This window comes from Arthrobacter sp. NPDC055585 (assembly GCF_053619115.1).
Genome location: NZ_JBSHIT010000007.1, coordinates 236955 through 251465, shown reverse-complemented (window position 1 = coordinate 251465; position 14511 = coordinate 236955). Strand labels below are relative to the sequence as shown.

Sequence of the window (14511 nt, the reverse complement as noted above, 5' to 3'; positions counted from 1 at the left end):
CAGGTCAACGCCCGGTACAACGACGCACCCTGCACAAATGTTCCCAGGGCAGTGTGGCCGCGTTATGTAAACCTGCAATCCAGAGCGTCCAGGCTGCGGGGGAGATTATGTCAACCCAAATTGAGGCGGCCCGGCGGAGCGAACATGAGCAAAAACACGTGAGGTACCTTGCCGGGAAAACGGGCTGTGCGGCGCCCGGGGTCTGCTCAGGGGTTCTGGGGCTGTCAAAAGAGTCACTGCAGCCGGAGCTGCCGGCGGTGAAACGCACGGCTGGAAGCGCGCCGGCGCGGGTTGGTACAAAGCACTGCGGGGGACCCTCTTCGCAGTACTGCCTCGTGCGCCGATAATCTACATTATGTCAACTAGCGTTTCGGAAGCGGTCCCCTGTACCGGGCGCCGGCCCCGATGTAGGGTCCACCCCATGACACCAGCAGCCTTTGCTGTCCGCGAGCTCCGTGAAGCCGACGCCCCGGCACTGGCGCGGCTTCATGTCACTTCGTGGCAGGAGACCTACGCCGATCAGCTCCCGCCCGGATTCTTCACGCCTCGGTTCCTGGAACAGCGCGAAGCCATGTGGACCCGCCTGTCCAGAAACCGCCCTGACGGCGTTGCGGTGGCCGTAGCCGTCACAGCGGACACAGGCGCGGCAGGCAGCCGGATTATTGGATTCGCCGCAGCCGGGAATGCCGCGGATGGCACAGCACCCCGGCCAACAGAGCTGAACATGCTCTATGTGGAACGGCGCAGCCACGGCACCGGCGCCGGCCAGGCCCTTCTCGACTCGGTGCTTCCCCTCCATCCGGCGTTTCTCTGGGTTGCCAGGGACAACCCCCGCGCCCACGCCTTCTACCGGCGGAATGGATTTGAGGCAGACGGAACCGAGCTCGCCGATACCCCGGTTCCCGGGCTGACCAGCGTCCGGATGGTCAGGTAGGAAAAACCCCTGAACCTTCTGAGCCCTGGACTGGATTCAATGTGCCGCCGTCGGGACCGGCCTCAGCATCACCCCCGTATATCACGCCTTCAGCGGGAGTAACCTCGAAGTATGACAACACGTACTTATATCGTCACAGGATCCGCTTCCGGCATTGGCGCAGCAACCGTTCAGCTGCTCAAAGAACGCGGCAACACCGTCATTGGTATTGACCTGCGCAACGCCGAGGTGGAGGCCGACCTCAGCACCCCCGAGGGACGCCAGACCGCTGCCGACCGCGCGGTTGAACTCGCAGGCGGCACCGTGGATGCGGTGATTGCCTGCGCCGGGATCTCCGCTCCGGTTCCGCTGACTGTCTCCGTCAACTTCTTCGGAGTCACCGAATTCCTGGACCGGCTCGCTCCGGTGCTGGCGCGCAGCGAGGCGCCCCGCGCCGTCGTCGTCAGCTCCATGGCCTCGCTGCAGCCCAACTCCCCCGAGCTGGTTGACGCCATGCTCGCCGGCGACGAGGCACTGGCCCGCCAGATCGGCCAGAAGCTTGCAGACCAGGGACCGCAGATCGGGTACCTGAACTACCCCTCCTCCAAGCGCGCCCTGAGCCGCTGGGTTCGCCGTGCGTCGGTCAGCGAACTCTACGCCGGCAACGGAATCCCGCTGAATGCCGTAGCTCCGGGCACCGTCCTGACGGCGATGACCAAGGAACTCCTGGCCACGCCGGAGGGCGTCAAGATGGTGGACGAGAACGTTCCGATGCCGCTGAACGGCCACTCCGAGCCCGTTGTCATCGCCCGTCTGCTGGCGTGGCTTGCCAGCGAGGAAAACTCGCACCTGGCCGGCCAGACCATCTACTGCGACGGCGGCGCTGACGCCACCCTGCGCGGCGACGACATCTGGCAGTCCTAGCACCGGGACCTCCTGCAGCAAACCAAAAGTGCCGGCCCGCTCAGCGGGCCGGCACTTTGTCCACCAGGGTTCGTGGCTGGGTTTTCCCGGCTAGGCCGTGGCCTGGAAGTCGGAACGCACCGGGACCGGGGAATTACCGGTGACGGCATCCAGGAAGTTGAGAGTGTCCGCCAGAACCATCCGGGCGTCCTTGAGCTGCAGCTTGAACTGGAACTCATGCCCCAGAGCCGGTTTGTGCTCCTTGGGCCAGAACCGTCCCACAACCGGAACCCCCAGTTCCTTCAGCCTTTTCGCCAGCGGTCTGGACTGCTGCTCGGTGAGGTAGTCGGCGTTGCCGCCGGAAATGTAGGTGGGCGGGAAGTTTTCCCCCACATGATCGAGGATGGACATATGTTCAGCCGCCGGTGTCGATGCCCAGTCCTTTGAACCTGAATAGGCCCACAGGGCGGTCCGGAATCCCCAACCCAGCGGCCCCTTGAGCTTTGCCATCGTCTTGAGGTCGTACACCCCGCAGAACAGCAGGGTTCCGCGCAGATGCTCGGGTGCTGCAGCCGGAGTAACGCCGGTGCGGGCAGCATACCCGGGGTCCGTGATGATCAGCGCCAGTTGCGCCGCAAGCTGTGCCCCGGCCGAGTCGCCGGCCAGAATTATCCTGTCGGGATCTATGCCGTACTCCCCCGCGTGTTCGCGCAGATAGCCCAGCGCCTGGTTCAGTTCGATCACGGCCTGGGGGTAGCTGGCTTCCGGCGAGATGGAATATCCGACGCCCACCACCGCGTAGCCGTGGCCGGCGAGGATTTCGAGGTAGGGAGCCACGTTCTCCTTGGACCCTGAAATCCAGGCACCGCCGTGCACCCACACCACAACGGGGTGCGGCCCCTGACCGGAATCGGTTGGCAGGAACACATCCATGGACTGGCGCGGGTGCTTGCCCAGATAGGGAAGTGAACGGTGGGCCAGCACTCCCCCGGACGGAACGTGCTTGCGCAGTTTGTGCAGCTGGACCTTCCCTCCGCTGGAGAACACTCCGCGGATTAAAAGGGCGGAAGGTCTTGGATCTTTGTGTATTACAGTTGCGGCCAGTGTTCCGGCTGCGGCTACGGCTGAAGCCATGAACCCTGCTGCCGCCAGGGGCAGTTTTTTCATCTTTTCAGGCTAGGATGCGCACCTGAACGAACCCCGGCACGGATCCGCGTGATCCCGGGGCAGATGGGGTCCCGCCGTGCGCAGATTCACTTTCTCCTGTGCCGGGGCTGACATTCCCGCTGTTCCCACCCGGCACACGGGTATGGCTCTGCCCACACCGGCACGCAGCCAAAATCACGGCCTGCTGGTTGGCTTCACCGCGCCGGAGCGAAGCAGACTAAAAATACTCACGGCCTGGCTGAGCACCTGCAGGAAGAAGGGACAGACCACCATGCGCAAGATCAACGCCCGCCGCAACTGGCTGATGCATCAGGTGCCGGGCGGACTCCTGGGACGAACCGCACGGCTCGGCACGCCGGCACAGGGAACTCTGCTGGGGCTGCTGGCCGCAGCTGCAGTCCTGGCCCAGCTGCTCTGATCCTGCCCTGCCGTCCAGCCATGAGCGCCTAAGTACGCGCAGAGCCCGCCTCCCCCACCCTGACTACCTGTACTGCACGCCCAAAAAAACTGGACTGCGTCCAAATTTGAGCATTTCCTGCGGGAAACTTTCGATTACTCGAGTATTCCGCCTGCAAGGATTGCCAATGCAGACTGCAGAAGCGGTGAGGCTGGAGATGCCTGGAGGAAGGCTCAATGATCACGGATCGGGAAATACCCCACGCTGACTACTTGAAAGTAGTAGAGCGGAAAGTCGTAGAAAAATCGTCCGAACGGGCAACCATTGCCTGCGTAATTCCGGCGTACAACGAAGAGGACACCATTGTCGACGTCCTCAACGCAATCCTGAAGCAGACCCGGTTGCCGGACGTCATCCACGTAGTCATCAATAACACCGATGATGAGACGTTTTACCTGGCCAGAGAGTTCGCCGGACCCCATGAACACACCTACCAGGACCTCACCTACCAGACCGAGGTGTTTGTCCACGACATTGGCGTCAACACTGACAAGAAGGTGGGAGCCCTCAATTACGGGTTCAGCCAGGTCTGCGATGAGTACGACTATTTCCTGGGCGTTGACGGTGACACCATCCTGGATAAACACGCCGTCGAACACCTCGAAAAGGAAATCCTGAGCGACCCGCGGGTAGGCGGCGTTTCAGCAATTTACACTGTCGCCGAACCTAAAAAGGGATTCATTTCAAAATTCCTCACGACAGGACAAAGGGCACAGTTTGCGGCATTCAATATGGACAACCTGCTCAGAGGGCGGAACATGGCCGTCCTCGGCGGCCAGTGCTCCATCCTGTCGATGGAAGCCCTCAAGAACGTCATGGTCGACAACCGTCAGGCAACGCCGTGGGTCAAGGACTCAGAGGTGGAGGACTCTCTGCTCTCACTGCAGATCAAGAGCATCGGCTATGCCACGAAGATCTCCGCCCAGTCACGAGCCTCGGTGGGAGGCATGGAGACCCTTCGTGCACTGGACGGCCAGCAGGTGAAGTGGAACTACGGTGCAATCGACCTGATGTGGCCGGGGCAGCGGAGCAACACCCCGGGCCAGCCCCTTCACCCCAACCTGAGGCTGCGCTGGAGCGAGAACATCTCCATGCTGTTCAACATCGTCACCCGAATGGGCTTCCTTCTGCTGCTCACCGCCTCGCTGAGCATAGGCGCCTACGTCTTCTACTGGTTCTGGCTCATTCCGCCCCTGGTTGCTGTGATCCTCAACCTCCGCATCGCGCTGTCCATCAAGGACCGGAGCGCACGGGATATCGCTTTTGCGTTGTTTGCCTTTCCGGCTGAACTCTATCTCTGGCTGCGCATCGGACACTTCGTCCGGGCCTGGGCCAAGTTCTTTTCGAGTCAGCAGACCGACAACTGGGCAGCCCAGGCGAGGGCCGAGCGGGGCGCAGGCTACGGATTCCTGATGCCCGCCCTTGTGGCACTGGTCATCATCGCGGGACTAACCTTCGCGTGGCTCAACCTCCCTGACAGCCTGCAGTCCGCCGTACTGGCTATCGGCTGGCCGATCCTGTACATCACCACACTTGTCCAGACCCTGTTTATGCTGCGCAAGGCACTGCGCCGGCACCGGGGGTTCAAAGTATGACCGGCGTACACCGCAGCGCTTCCAGAACCGGACGCACCATCGGCGCGGCAGCCGTCCTGGCGCTGATGCTGGGACTGCAGGCATGCGCAGTCCCCGGGTTTCCCGGCAGCAGCGAAGCCGTTGCAAGCTCCGAAGAGACCCGGGAACCGGGACCCGCCGCCGAAAACGATCTGGCCGCAGGTTCCACCACCCACCGCCTGGGAGCAGCTTCGCACACTCTGGTGGTCGACTACTGGACAAACGAATCCCCGGCCGAATGGACGCCGGATTCTTCACCCATTATTAACGTCAGCGTGAAGATCGACGGCGAGTCCTCCCCGGGGGCCGTCCGGGTCACCCGCTTCAACGCCCGGGTAGATGCATTGGGCGTGGAGCTCACGAACGATCAGGGAAGCTTCGCCCTGGAACCGCCGTATGCCTACACCTCGGGCTTTGCGCTCCCCGCCAACCCCTCGGCTACAAGCACCACCGTGCTGTTCACCATCGACCTGCTGACCGAAACGGAACCGGACAGCGGGGTGTTTACCCGGCAGACTGTCCTGGACACGCTCACCATTGGCTATGCGAGTGAGGCGCCCGGCGCCGGGACCCCGCCGGAGGGATAGCGCGCTCCGCCGTCGTCCGTTTTCCCTAAACCGCTTCTGGGCGGAGCCGGAAGTAGCTACTGTGGTGGAACTCCAGCCGTGTGCCAGAGGAGGCCGCCATGGAATCCGTACCAGGCATCGATCCCGCTGTTCCGCCCACAGGGCCGGGCTGTGTGGAGTGCACTGAGGCGGAAGGGTGGTGGTTCCATCTGAGACGGTGCGCCGAGTGCGGCCACATCGGCTGCTGCGACAATTCACCCGGCCAGCACGCCACCGCGCATGAGCAGGCCACCGGGCATCCGGTGATCCGCAGCTATGAACCCGGTGAGGACTGGTTCTACAGCTATCCGGAAGAGGCGGTCTTTGCTGGTCCGCAGCTGGCGCCTCCATTGGCGCATCCGGCGTCCCAGCCGGTTCCGGGTCCGGCCGGACGCGTCCCGCCGGACTGGATGAACCTGCTGCGCTAGCCGCGGGATAGGCGGCCGTCCCCTGGGGTTCCACGCACGGCAGACTTCCTCAGCACACCCAGGCGCAGCGAGAGCCAGGCCAGCCCGCCCACCGGGATGGGCAGCCAGAAGTTCAGGATCCGCCAGGACAGCACCGCCAGCAGCGCGGCAGCACTGGGGGCTCCGAAGCCCGCCAATGTAGGAACCAGCACGCCCTCCACAAGTCCTACGCCTCCAGGCGTCAGCGGAGTCAGTGCCACGAGGTTCGCCAACGAGTAGGCGATGAGCAGCTCACCCGGCGCCGGAATGTGCCCAAAGGCGGCAAGGAATGTGGCCAGGCAGGCGGCGTCGAAACCCCAGTAGCAAATCACCAGAAACAGGGCCAGGACCAGCCGCCGCGGATCCCTGCGGAACATCGCGGTTTCCGCCGCCATGGTCCGCACGAATCGTTCAGCTGATTCGGGTTTGATGAACCGGATGAAGTGTGCCGTCCTGCGCGCCGCCCGGACGGCGGCGTCCAGGTGCCGGTCCAGCACCGACAAAACCGACAGGCTCAGGGCCAGCAGCACCAGCACGGCGATGCCTGCGGTGATGAAGTACCGGTTGATCCGCACCTCACCGAGTGCGGTGAGCACTCCAGCCCCGAAGAGGACCCCGAGAACGAGGTTGGCGCCCACCACCTGAACCATAGCTGCGCTGAGTGCGTCCTGTGGACGTACGCCGGCGCGGGTTAGGAGGGCATAGCGCACCGCTGCCGACGTCGTCCCTCCCCCGGGCACGACGTGGTTGACAGCCAGGTCACTGAGGTCGATCCGCAGCAGCGTGAAGTACCGGGGTTTCCGGGTTCCCGGCAGCACCACTTTGGTCAGCGCGCTGTAGCAGCACAGGGACAGCGCTTCGAATGCGGCTGCCACCAGCACGAGTATCGGAGGAAGCCCCCGAAGCGCGGCTATGACATTTTCAGACCCCAGAATCTGCGGCAGCACCACGTACTCGAGAATGAGCAGCATCAGCACGCCAGCAGCTATCCAGCGCAGCACCCGTGACCGCCGTATCCGGTGCCAGGCCTCCCGCACCCGAGTCATCTTTCAAGCACACCAGAGCAGAGGGCCGCGCCGATACCCGCGCCGGTTCTTCCGGGCCCGAAACTGTGACCGCTGTTTGGTGCTGGCAAAACATAGTGACATGATGTTGGTATGTTGCTGACTGCGTGTCGGCAACCTATATACCCAAACAATCAAGGGGTTTCTCATGTTCCTAGCGCTGCGCGAACTGCGTTTCGCTCGGGCCCGGTTCGGACTAATGGGCGGCGTCATCGCCCTCATTGCCGTTCTGATGGTCCTTCTCTCCGGCCTGTCTTCCGGCCTCGTAAATGACGGGGTGTCCGGCCTCAAGGCCATGCCGGCGACGGCAATTGCCTTTAACGAGGGCACCAAAACCGACAATGCCTTCTCCCGCAGCATTGTCGATCCTTCCCAGGCAGAAGCCTGGAGCACCCAGGAGGGTGTAGAGGACGTCACCATGCTGGGTTCCACGATCATCAATGGAGCCACCGAAGACGGCACACAGGTTGACCTGTCCCTCTTCGGTATCGACTCGGATTCCTTCCTCGCCCCCGCTGTTGGCGAAGGACGCGAGGTCCAGGCCGCCAATGAGATGGTGGTCTCTGCGACCGCAGAAGACGCCGGCATCGAGCTCGGTTCGGTCATCACCCTGGACCGCCTCGACGTCGAACTGACCGTTGTTGGTTTCACTGACGGCCAGGCAACCTTCGGCCACGTTGATATGGCCTACCTTCCGCTGGAAACCTGGCAGTACATCGCAAGCGGACAGTCCCAGCCCGGTGCTCCGGGCGAGGCGGACGTTGCCGCTGTGGACTTCGACACCGCCAGCGCCCTCGCCATCAAGGCCGAAGACGGCGCAGACCTGGACTTTGCTGCAGGCGACGCCGCCGCCGGCACTGTCACCTCCACGCTGGAAGGCTCCTTCGATGCTTCCCCCGGCTACACAGCCGAGACGATGACGCTCGAAATGATCCAGATCTTCCTCTACGCCATCTGCGCCCTGGTTGTCGGTGCCTTCTTCACGGTATGGACGATCCAGCGCAAGCACGAGCTGGCCGTACTTCGGGCCGTTGGTGCTTCCACCGGCTACCTGCTGCGTGACGGCATCTTCCAGGCCGTAGTGATTCTGGTCCTGTCCACCGCAGTCGGCGTAGCAGCTGGCCTCGGCATGGGCGCATGGCTGTCCGGAAGCGCCATGCCGTTCGCACTTGAGGCCGGCCCCATCTCCACCGCCACCGCTGTGACGATCCTCATGGGCGTCCTCGGTGCCGCGATCGCCATCGTCCGCATTTCCCGGGTTGATCCCCTGGCCGCACTAGGAGGACAGCGATGAGCACCCCCCAAACCAGCCCTGCAGGCGCAAAGGTCGGCACCCGCGGCCTGCGCATTGAAAACGCCAACCTGGCGCTGGGCGACGGCGAAAGCACCGTCCAGGCCCTGGATAACGTATCCCTGGCCGTCGAACCCGGTGAGCTAGTCGCCGTCGTCGGCCCTTCCGGTGCCGGCAAGTCTTCACTGCTCGCCGTCGCCGGGGCGCTGACCGCACCGGATACCGGCCTGGTCAGTGTCAACGGAACGGATCTCTCCACACTGAGCAAGGCCGCCAAAGCCCGGTTCCGGCTGGAGAACATCGGTTTTGTGTTCCAGTCCGGGAACCTCATCCCCGCCCTGACCGCCTCCGAACAGCTTGAGCTGATTCACCGGATGGCCAAGATGAAGGGCAAGTTCAACGCCAAGGAACTGCTCGACGCCGTTGGCATGGGCCACAAGCTGGACAGCCGTCCCGACCAGCTCTCCGGTGGTGAGCGCCAGCGCGTAGGCATTGCCCGCGCACTGGTGTCCAAGCCCTCGCTCCTGCTGGTGGATGAGCCCACTGCCGCCCTGGACCGCAAACGCAGCCAGGACGTTGTGGAGCTCCTCGCCCGGGAAACCCATGAGTTCGGGGTTGCTACTGTTATGGTTACCCACGATCACGATGTCCTCCATCACTGCGACCGGGTCGTCGAGATGGTTGACGGACGGCTCGCAAGCTAGACACTGCACGAACAGGAGGGCTCTTTGCCCCGCATTACCGCGCCAACGGTGGCTGAACACCGTGCCGCACAGCAAAGGGCCCTCCTGGACGCCGCAAGGACGCTCCTGGCCCGCACCGGCGAAGCACCCAGCATGGCTGAGGTGGCCGCCTTGGCCGGGCTCGCACGGCCCAGCGCCTACCAGTACTACAAGTCCCGGACAGACCTGCTTAACGCTCTGGTCATGGACGTCTTTCCCCGCTGGGCACAGCGGGTGGAAAACGCCATGAACGCGGAAAAGCAGCCCGCTGACCGGATCCTTGCCTACGTCCTGACCAACATCGCCCTGGTGGCCGAAGGTGAGCACGCAGTCGGAAGCGCCCTGGCAGCCGTGGCACCAAGCGAAGAACTCGACGCCCAGAGCGCTCAGATGCACCAGGCGATCCTGGACCCGCTGGTAGGCGCCTTGAAGGACCTTGGCGCCGAAGACCCGCACAGCACCGCCGAACTCATCAACGCGATCGTGCACACCGGAACCCGGCTGCTTGAATCCGGTACGGAACAGGAGCAGGTGGGACGCCTTGTCCGCGAGCTGCTCGGCCCCTATATCCGTGAACAAGGCGGCAGCGCAGCGGAGGTTCAGCCGTGAACCGCCCGTCAAGGCTCTGGGCCGCACAGCTGGCTGCCGACGTCGTCCTCATTATTGTTTTTGCCGCCCTGGGCCGGGACACACATGCCCACGGTGTGGATCCCGTTGGTGTCCTGCTGACCGCTTCCCCGTTCATCGCCGCCGCGCTGGCCGGCTGGGCCCTGCTGCGGATGTGGCGGCACCCGGCCTCGGTGTGGCCCCACGGGGTGGTGCTCTGGCTGCTGACTGCCGGAGGCGGCCTGGCGCTGCGTGCCCTGGCCGGCGGCGGCACTGCGGTCAGTTTCCAGCTGGTCACTTTTGGCGTTCTCGGCGCGTTCATCCTTCTCCCGCGGCTGGCCGCCGCGCTTGTCATGCACAGGCGCTCCCGGCGCGATTCAACTAGGCTCATAAACAGGGCCTGATTCCGGTGCCCAGCAGGAGAAGGAAAGGCAAGCCATGATCACCGCTTTCGTACTCATCCAGACCGACTCGGCCCGGATTCCGGAGTGCGCGGAGGAAATCTCCGAGATTGAAGGCATCAGCGAGGTCTACTCGGTCACCGGAGAGTGGGATCTGATCGCCATCGCCCGTGTGCGCCGCCACGAGGACCTGGCCGACGCCATTGCCAACCGGCTCTCGAAGGTCCCGGGCGTGATCGGCACCACCACCCAGATTGCCTTCCGGGCTTACTCAAAACACGACCTCGACGCCGCGTTCTCGCTGGGCTTCGACGGATAATTAGGCCCGCAAAACACTGAATTTGCGCGGCCGCAGGGCTCCGGCGGCAACGTTTGGGTAACGAATTCACCCGGTAATGCGCATCATTCCGGGCCCTAACAAGACATCACAGGGAGGGGAGGCGGACCGTGCGGTCCGCCTCCCCTCCCTGTATTTTTATGCGGCTTTATGTCCGTTTCGACGGCTCTACTGGGTGACCTCAACCCAGCGGTCCAGCGCCTTGCGCGCCTGGCCGCTGTCAACGGACTCCTCGGCCCGGCGCAGGCCCGCCTTCAGCCGTTCGGTCAGGGTTCCTTCAGCGGCCGGATCCAGGGCAACCAGCGCCGCGGCGGCGTTCAGCAGCACTGCGTCCCGGACCGGGCCGCGCTCCCCTGCCAGCACACTGAGGACGACGGCGGCATTCGCCGCGGCGTCTCCGCCCCTCAGATCGTCCAGGGTGGCGCGGGCTATCCCGAGATCCAGGGGGTCCACTGTTGAGCGCTCTACGGCCCCGTTGCGGACCTCCCAGACGGTGGAGGTGCCGGTGGTCGTCAGTTCATCCAGCCCGTCACCGCCCCTGAACACCAGGGCACGGACGCCGCGGGCAGCCAGGACGCCGGCGATCAGCGGTGCGAGCCGCTCGTCCGCGACGCCAATGGCCGAGGCAGAGGGACGCGAAGGATTGGTCAGCGGACCCATGAAGTTGAAGGCGGTGGCCACGCCCATGTCACGCCGGGCAGCTGCCGCGTGGCGCATGGAGGGATGGAACACCTGGGCGAAGCAGAACGTAATGCCGGCTTCGACAGCGGCCCGGGCAACACGGTCCACGGGAAGATCCAGCCGGACGCCAAGAGCTTCAATGACATCTGCGGAACCCGACGAGGACGACGCCGCGCGGTTGCCGTGCTTCACAACCTTGGCTCCGGCACCGGCGCACACGAGCGCAGCCATCGAAGAGATGTTGACAGTGTTGTGCCTGTCTCCGCCGGTCCCCACGATGTCCAGCGTTTCACCTGGAATGTCGATGGGCCGGGCGTTCTCCAGCATTGCCTCAACCAGACCGGTGAGTTCTTCGACACTCTCACCCTTGGCCCGCAGCGCAACCAGGAACCCGGCGATCTGGGCGTCGGATGCCTCCCCGGCCATAATCGTGTTCATCGCCCACCAGGTCTGTTCGGAACTCAGGTCCTGCCCCGCGATGAGCGCGGTAATAAGCGACGGCCAGGTGTGCTCGGAACTCGAAAACGTACTCACACGCTCTAGGTTATCTACGAATCGTAGAAAATGCTGATTTGTTTCCGGACGGCAAGTTCCGCGCCGTTGCTGGGAAGTGGGCGGTTTGGGAACGAACCGGACGCGCCGTTCGTCTGGTTCTGTTGGTGAACTGGGCAGTTTTACGGCCATAATGTCTATGTGACAACAGCGACCCATGCCCCCAGTACCCCGGCTCACCCCACGCTGAACCGCCCCAATATGGTCTCCGTAGGGACCGTGGTGTGGCTCTCCAGCGAACTCATGTTCTTTGCTGCGCTCTTCGCGATGTACTTCACACTCCGCTCCACCTCGGGCGAGATGTGGGAGATCGAGACGGCCAAGCTGAACGTGCCTTTCGCGTTCGTGAACACGGTGATCCTTGTTTCCAGCTCCTTCTCCTGCCAGTTCGGCGTCTTCGCCGCTGAGCGGCTTCAGCCGCGCCGCACCGGCGGGCTCTTCCAGATTGCCCGTTGGGGAATGGTCGAGTGGTTCTACCTGACCTTCTTCCTCGGCGCCATCTTCGTAGCCGTCCAAGCCTTCGAGTACGCAGAACTCGTGTCCCACGGGATCTCGCTCTCCTCCAACGCCTACGGCTCCTCGTTCTACATCACCACCGGTTTCCACGGCCTGCACGTGGCCGGCGGCCTGATCGCATTCCTGTTCATCATCGGACGTGCCTACGCCGCCAAGCGGTTCGGACACTTCGAAGCGACCTCTGCGATCGTGACGTCCTACTACTGGCACTTCGTCGACGTGGTCTGGATTGCCCTCTTCGTCATCATCTACTTCCTCAAGTAGTCCGTTCGGGCAGCACCACAGCAATATTCAAAGTGGCACGAGTAACCAAAAGACCACACAAGTTAGGAACCACTAAGTGAAGGCACTATCGCAAAGGCGACGTCATCCCCTTGCAGCAGTAGCACTGCTGCTGCTGGGCCTCATCGTTACCGGCGGCATCTATGCAGCTGCTTCCGGAGCGAACGAAGCCCAGGCCGCCACCACCTACACTGCCGATGATGTGCAGCAGGGCGAGAAGCTCTTCATTGCGAACTGCGCCACCTGCCACGGCATGGAGGCCAGCGGAACCGAGAACGGCCCCTCCCTCGTAGGCGTCGGTGCCGCATCCGTCGACTTCCAGGTTGGCACCGGCCGCATGCCGATGGCCATGCAGGGCCCGCAGGCCCAGCAGAAGCCGCAGCAGTTCAACGAAGAACAGACCGCACAGATGGCCGCTTACGTCGCCTCCCTCGGCGCCGGTCCTTCCGTTCCGGAAGAGCAGTACCTGGAAACCACCGGCGACGCCGCTGCCGGCGGCGAGCTGTTCCGCGTCAACTGCGCCATGTGCCACAACGCTGCCGGCGCAGGCGGTGCCCTGACCCGCGGCAAGTTCGCTCCGGCTCTGGAAGGTGTCAGCGAGCAGCACATCTACGAGGCCATGGTCACAGGCCCGCAGAACATGCCCGTCTTCTCTGATGCGAACCTCTCCCCCGAGGAGAAGCAGGACATCATCACCTTCCTGAAGAACATCGAAGCCAACGGTTCCCCCGGCGGAGCCGAGCTCGGTTCACTCGGTCCGGTCTCTGAAGGCCTGTTCATCTGGACAGCCGGCCTGGGCCTGATCATCGCTTTCACCATCTGGTTGACCTCCCGGTCTTCCTAGTCATCGCCGCGCTCACCCCCCGGGGTGACATCACAGTTACACATAGGTCTACTAATGCAGTTTCAAGAGAAGGATGAGGGGGATCATGGGCGACCATAGTCACGGCAGTCCGAACACCTCGGGCACCGTTGCTACGGCTGGCCAGGGCGAAGAAGGGGAGTTCCAGAATCCTGGACTTCCCCCGCACCGCCCTCGCCTGGCCGACACGGATCCCCGGGCTGAGAAGCGGTCCGAGAAGCAGGTGGCGATCCTCTTCGCCATCTCGGCTCTCGGTACGCTCCTGTTTTTCTACGGATATTTCTTTATCCGCCTGGATGAGAGCATCGGTACGCTTCGCGTCCAGAACCTGTTCCTGGGCCTGGGCACCGCCTTCGCGATGCTCGGCATCGGCGTCGGCATTGTCCACTGGGCCAAGACGCTTATGCCGGACCATGAGGTCATCGAGGAACGCCACGAGATCCGTCCGGAAGAGGACCGCGTTGTCGCCGAGAAGATGATCGGCGACATCATCGAGGAAACCGGCATCAAGCGCCGCCCGCTGATCCGCAACACCCTCCTGGGTGCCATGGCGCTGGCTCCGCTGCCCGCAATCGTGCTGTTCCGCGACCTCGGTCCGCTGCCCGGCGACGTCCTGCGCCACACCATGTGGGACAACGGCGTGCGTCTGACGCGGGACCCCAGCGGTACTCCGATCAAGGCTTCCGACGTCACCCTGGGCTCTGCCTTCCACGTGATCCCCGAAGGCCTGAACGACGCCGAGCACAAGCTCGAGGAGAAGGCCAAGGCAGTTGTCCTGCTGATGCGCCTGGACCCCTCCGAGCTGCACCCCTCCCCCGGACGCGAAGACTGGTCCGTGGACGGCATCGTTGCCTACTCCAAGATCTGCACCCACGTTGGCTGCCCGGTGGCACTGTACGAACAGCACACGCACCACCTGCTGTGCCCGTGCCACCAGTCCACCTTCGACCTGACCCAGGAATGCGCTGTCATCTTCGGTCCGGCCGTCCGTCCACTGCCGCAGCTGCCGATCGCCGTTGACGACGAGGGCTACCTCATCGCCACCAGCGACTTCACTGAACCCGTTGGACCGAGCTATTGGGAGCGTGGCTGA

Annotated in this window: 17 protein-coding genes; 14 read left to right on the top strand and 3 right to left on the bottom strand. The window is 63.6% G+C overall.

The annotated features are described in order from the left end of the window. Positions 1-421 precede the first annotated feature (421 nt). Together ACWGQ2_RS13640 and ACWGQ2_RS13635 are read left to right on the top strand one after the other, a co-directional pair. Positions 422-934: an N-acetyltransferase family protein gene (locus ACWGQ2_RS13640; RefSeq protein WP_452018110.1), complete on the top strand. Its 513-nt coding sequence runs from the start codon at positions 422-424 to the stop codon at positions 932-934. Between the two features lie 111 nt (positions 935-1045). Next, positions 1046-1837, top strand: a complete 792-nt coding sequence (locus ACWGQ2_RS13635) for an SDR family oxidoreductase (protein ID WP_452018108.1) — start codon at positions 1046-1048, stop codon at positions 1835-1837. 90 nt (positions 1838-1927) lie between these two features. On the opposite strand, the gene ACWGQ2_RS13630 is transcribed toward ACWGQ2_RS13635, so the two are convergent. Further along, complete coding sequence (locus ACWGQ2_RS13630; protein ID WP_452018106.1) at positions 1928-2863, bottom strand: alpha/beta hydrolase; 936 nt, start codon at positions 2861-2863, stop codon at positions 1928-1930. 196 nt (positions 2864-3059) lie between these two features. Between ACWGQ2_RS13630 and ACWGQ2_RS13625 the strand changes: the two genes are divergently transcribed. From ACWGQ2_RS13625 to ACWGQ2_RS13610, 4 genes are all read left to right on the top strand, one after another. Continuing rightward, positions 3060-3401, top strand: coding sequence for a hypothetical protein (locus ACWGQ2_RS13625; protein WP_452018104.1), 342 nt, complete (start codon positions 3060-3062; stop codon positions 3399-3401). Positions 3402-3616: 215 nt separating this feature from the next. Continuing rightward, the gene (locus ACWGQ2_RS13620) at positions 3617-5035 is read left to right on the top strand and encodes a glycosyltransferase family 2 protein (protein ID WP_452018102.1); all 1419 of its coding nucleotides are present in this window, start codon (positions 3617-3619) and stop codon (positions 5033-5035) included. After that, on the top strand, positions 5032-5640 hold the full coding sequence (locus tag ACWGQ2_RS13615) for a hypothetical protein (protein WP_452018100.1): 609 nt from the start codon (positions 5032-5034) through the stop codon (positions 5638-5640). Before ACWGQ2_RS13620 ends, ACWGQ2_RS13615 begins: the two co-directional genes overlap by 4 nt. Positions 5641-5738: 98 nt before the next feature. Next, positions 5739-6086: a UBP-type zinc finger domain-containing protein gene (locus tag ACWGQ2_RS13610; RefSeq protein WP_452018098.1), complete on the top strand. Its 348-nt coding sequence runs from the start codon at positions 5739-5741 to the stop codon at positions 6084-6086. Here ACWGQ2_RS13610 and ACWGQ2_RS13605 read toward each other — a convergent pair. After that, complete coding sequence (locus ACWGQ2_RS13605) at positions 6083-7150, bottom strand: lysylphosphatidylglycerol synthase transmembrane domain-containing protein (protein WP_452018096.1); 1068 nt, start codon at positions 7148-7150, stop codon at positions 6083-6085. The two genes, ACWGQ2_RS13610 and ACWGQ2_RS13605, sit on opposite strands and share 4 nt — an antisense overlap. A gap of 166 nt (positions 7151-7316) precedes the next feature. On the opposite strand from ACWGQ2_RS13605, the gene ACWGQ2_RS13600 reads away from it, so the two are divergent. From ACWGQ2_RS13600 to ACWGQ2_RS13580, 5 genes are read left to right on the top strand one after another with little or no spacing between them, the layout of a single operon-like run. Further along, positions 7317-8462, top strand: a complete 1146-nt coding sequence (locus ACWGQ2_RS13600; protein ID WP_452018094.1) for an ABC transporter permease — start codon at positions 7317-7319, stop codon at positions 8460-8462. Next, the gene (locus tag ACWGQ2_RS13595; protein WP_452018092.1) at positions 8459-9163 is read left to right on the top strand and encodes an ABC transporter ATP-binding protein; all 705 of its coding nucleotides are present in this window, start codon (positions 8459-8461) and stop codon (positions 9161-9163) included. The genes ACWGQ2_RS13600 and ACWGQ2_RS13595 overlap by 4 nt, the downstream gene beginning before the upstream one ends. Before the next feature lie 24 nt (positions 9164-9187). Next, positions 9188-9790 carry a TetR/AcrR family transcriptional regulator gene (locus ACWGQ2_RS13590; protein ID WP_452018090.1) on the top strand — a complete coding sequence of 201 codons (603 nt, stop codon included), beginning with the start codon at positions 9188-9190 and terminating at the stop codon, positions 9788-9790. Further along, positions 9787-10191 (top strand): DUF3054 domain-containing protein, encoded by a 405-nt coding sequence (locus tag ACWGQ2_RS13585; protein WP_452018088.1) that lies wholly within the window; start codon positions 9787-9789, stop codon positions 10189-10191. Before ACWGQ2_RS13590 ends, ACWGQ2_RS13585 begins: the two co-directional genes overlap by 4 nt. Positions 10192-10225: 34 nt before the next feature. Next, on the top strand, positions 10226-10507 hold the full coding sequence (locus ACWGQ2_RS13580) for an Lrp/AsnC family transcriptional regulator (RefSeq protein ID WP_091604742.1): 282 nt from the start codon (positions 10226-10228) through the stop codon (positions 10505-10507). A gap of 186 nt (positions 10508-10693) precedes the next feature. Here ACWGQ2_RS13580 and trpD read toward each other — a convergent pair whose 3' ends face one another. Beyond that, the gene (trpD, locus tag ACWGQ2_RS13575) at positions 10694-11740 is read right to left on the bottom strand and encodes an anthranilate phosphoribosyltransferase (protein WP_452018085.1); all 1047 of its coding nucleotides are present in this window, start codon (positions 11738-11740) and stop codon (positions 10694-10696) included. Between the two features lie 159 nt (positions 11741-11899). On the opposite strand from trpD, the gene ctaE reads away from it, so the two are divergent. The 3 genes from ctaE (at position 11900) to qcrA (ending at position 14511) form a co-directional block, all read left to right on the top strand. Next, positions 11900-12538, top strand: coding sequence for an aa3-type cytochrome oxidase subunit III (gene ctaE / locus ACWGQ2_RS13570; RefSeq protein ID WP_082413525.1), 639 nt, complete (start codon positions 11900-11902; stop codon positions 12536-12538). A 76-nt stretch (positions 12539-12614) separates the two neighbouring features. Continuing rightward, positions 12615-13400, top strand: a complete 786-nt coding sequence (gene qcrC / locus ACWGQ2_RS13565) for a cytochrome bc1 complex diheme cytochrome c subunit (protein ID WP_325788997.1) — start codon at positions 12615-12617, stop codon at positions 13398-13400. Between the two features lie 85 nt (positions 13401-13485). Next, on the top strand, positions 13486-14511 hold the full coding sequence (gene qcrA / locus ACWGQ2_RS13560; protein ID WP_452018083.1) for a cytochrome bc1 complex Rieske iron-sulfur subunit: 1026 nt from the start codon (positions 13486-13488) through the stop codon (positions 14509-14511).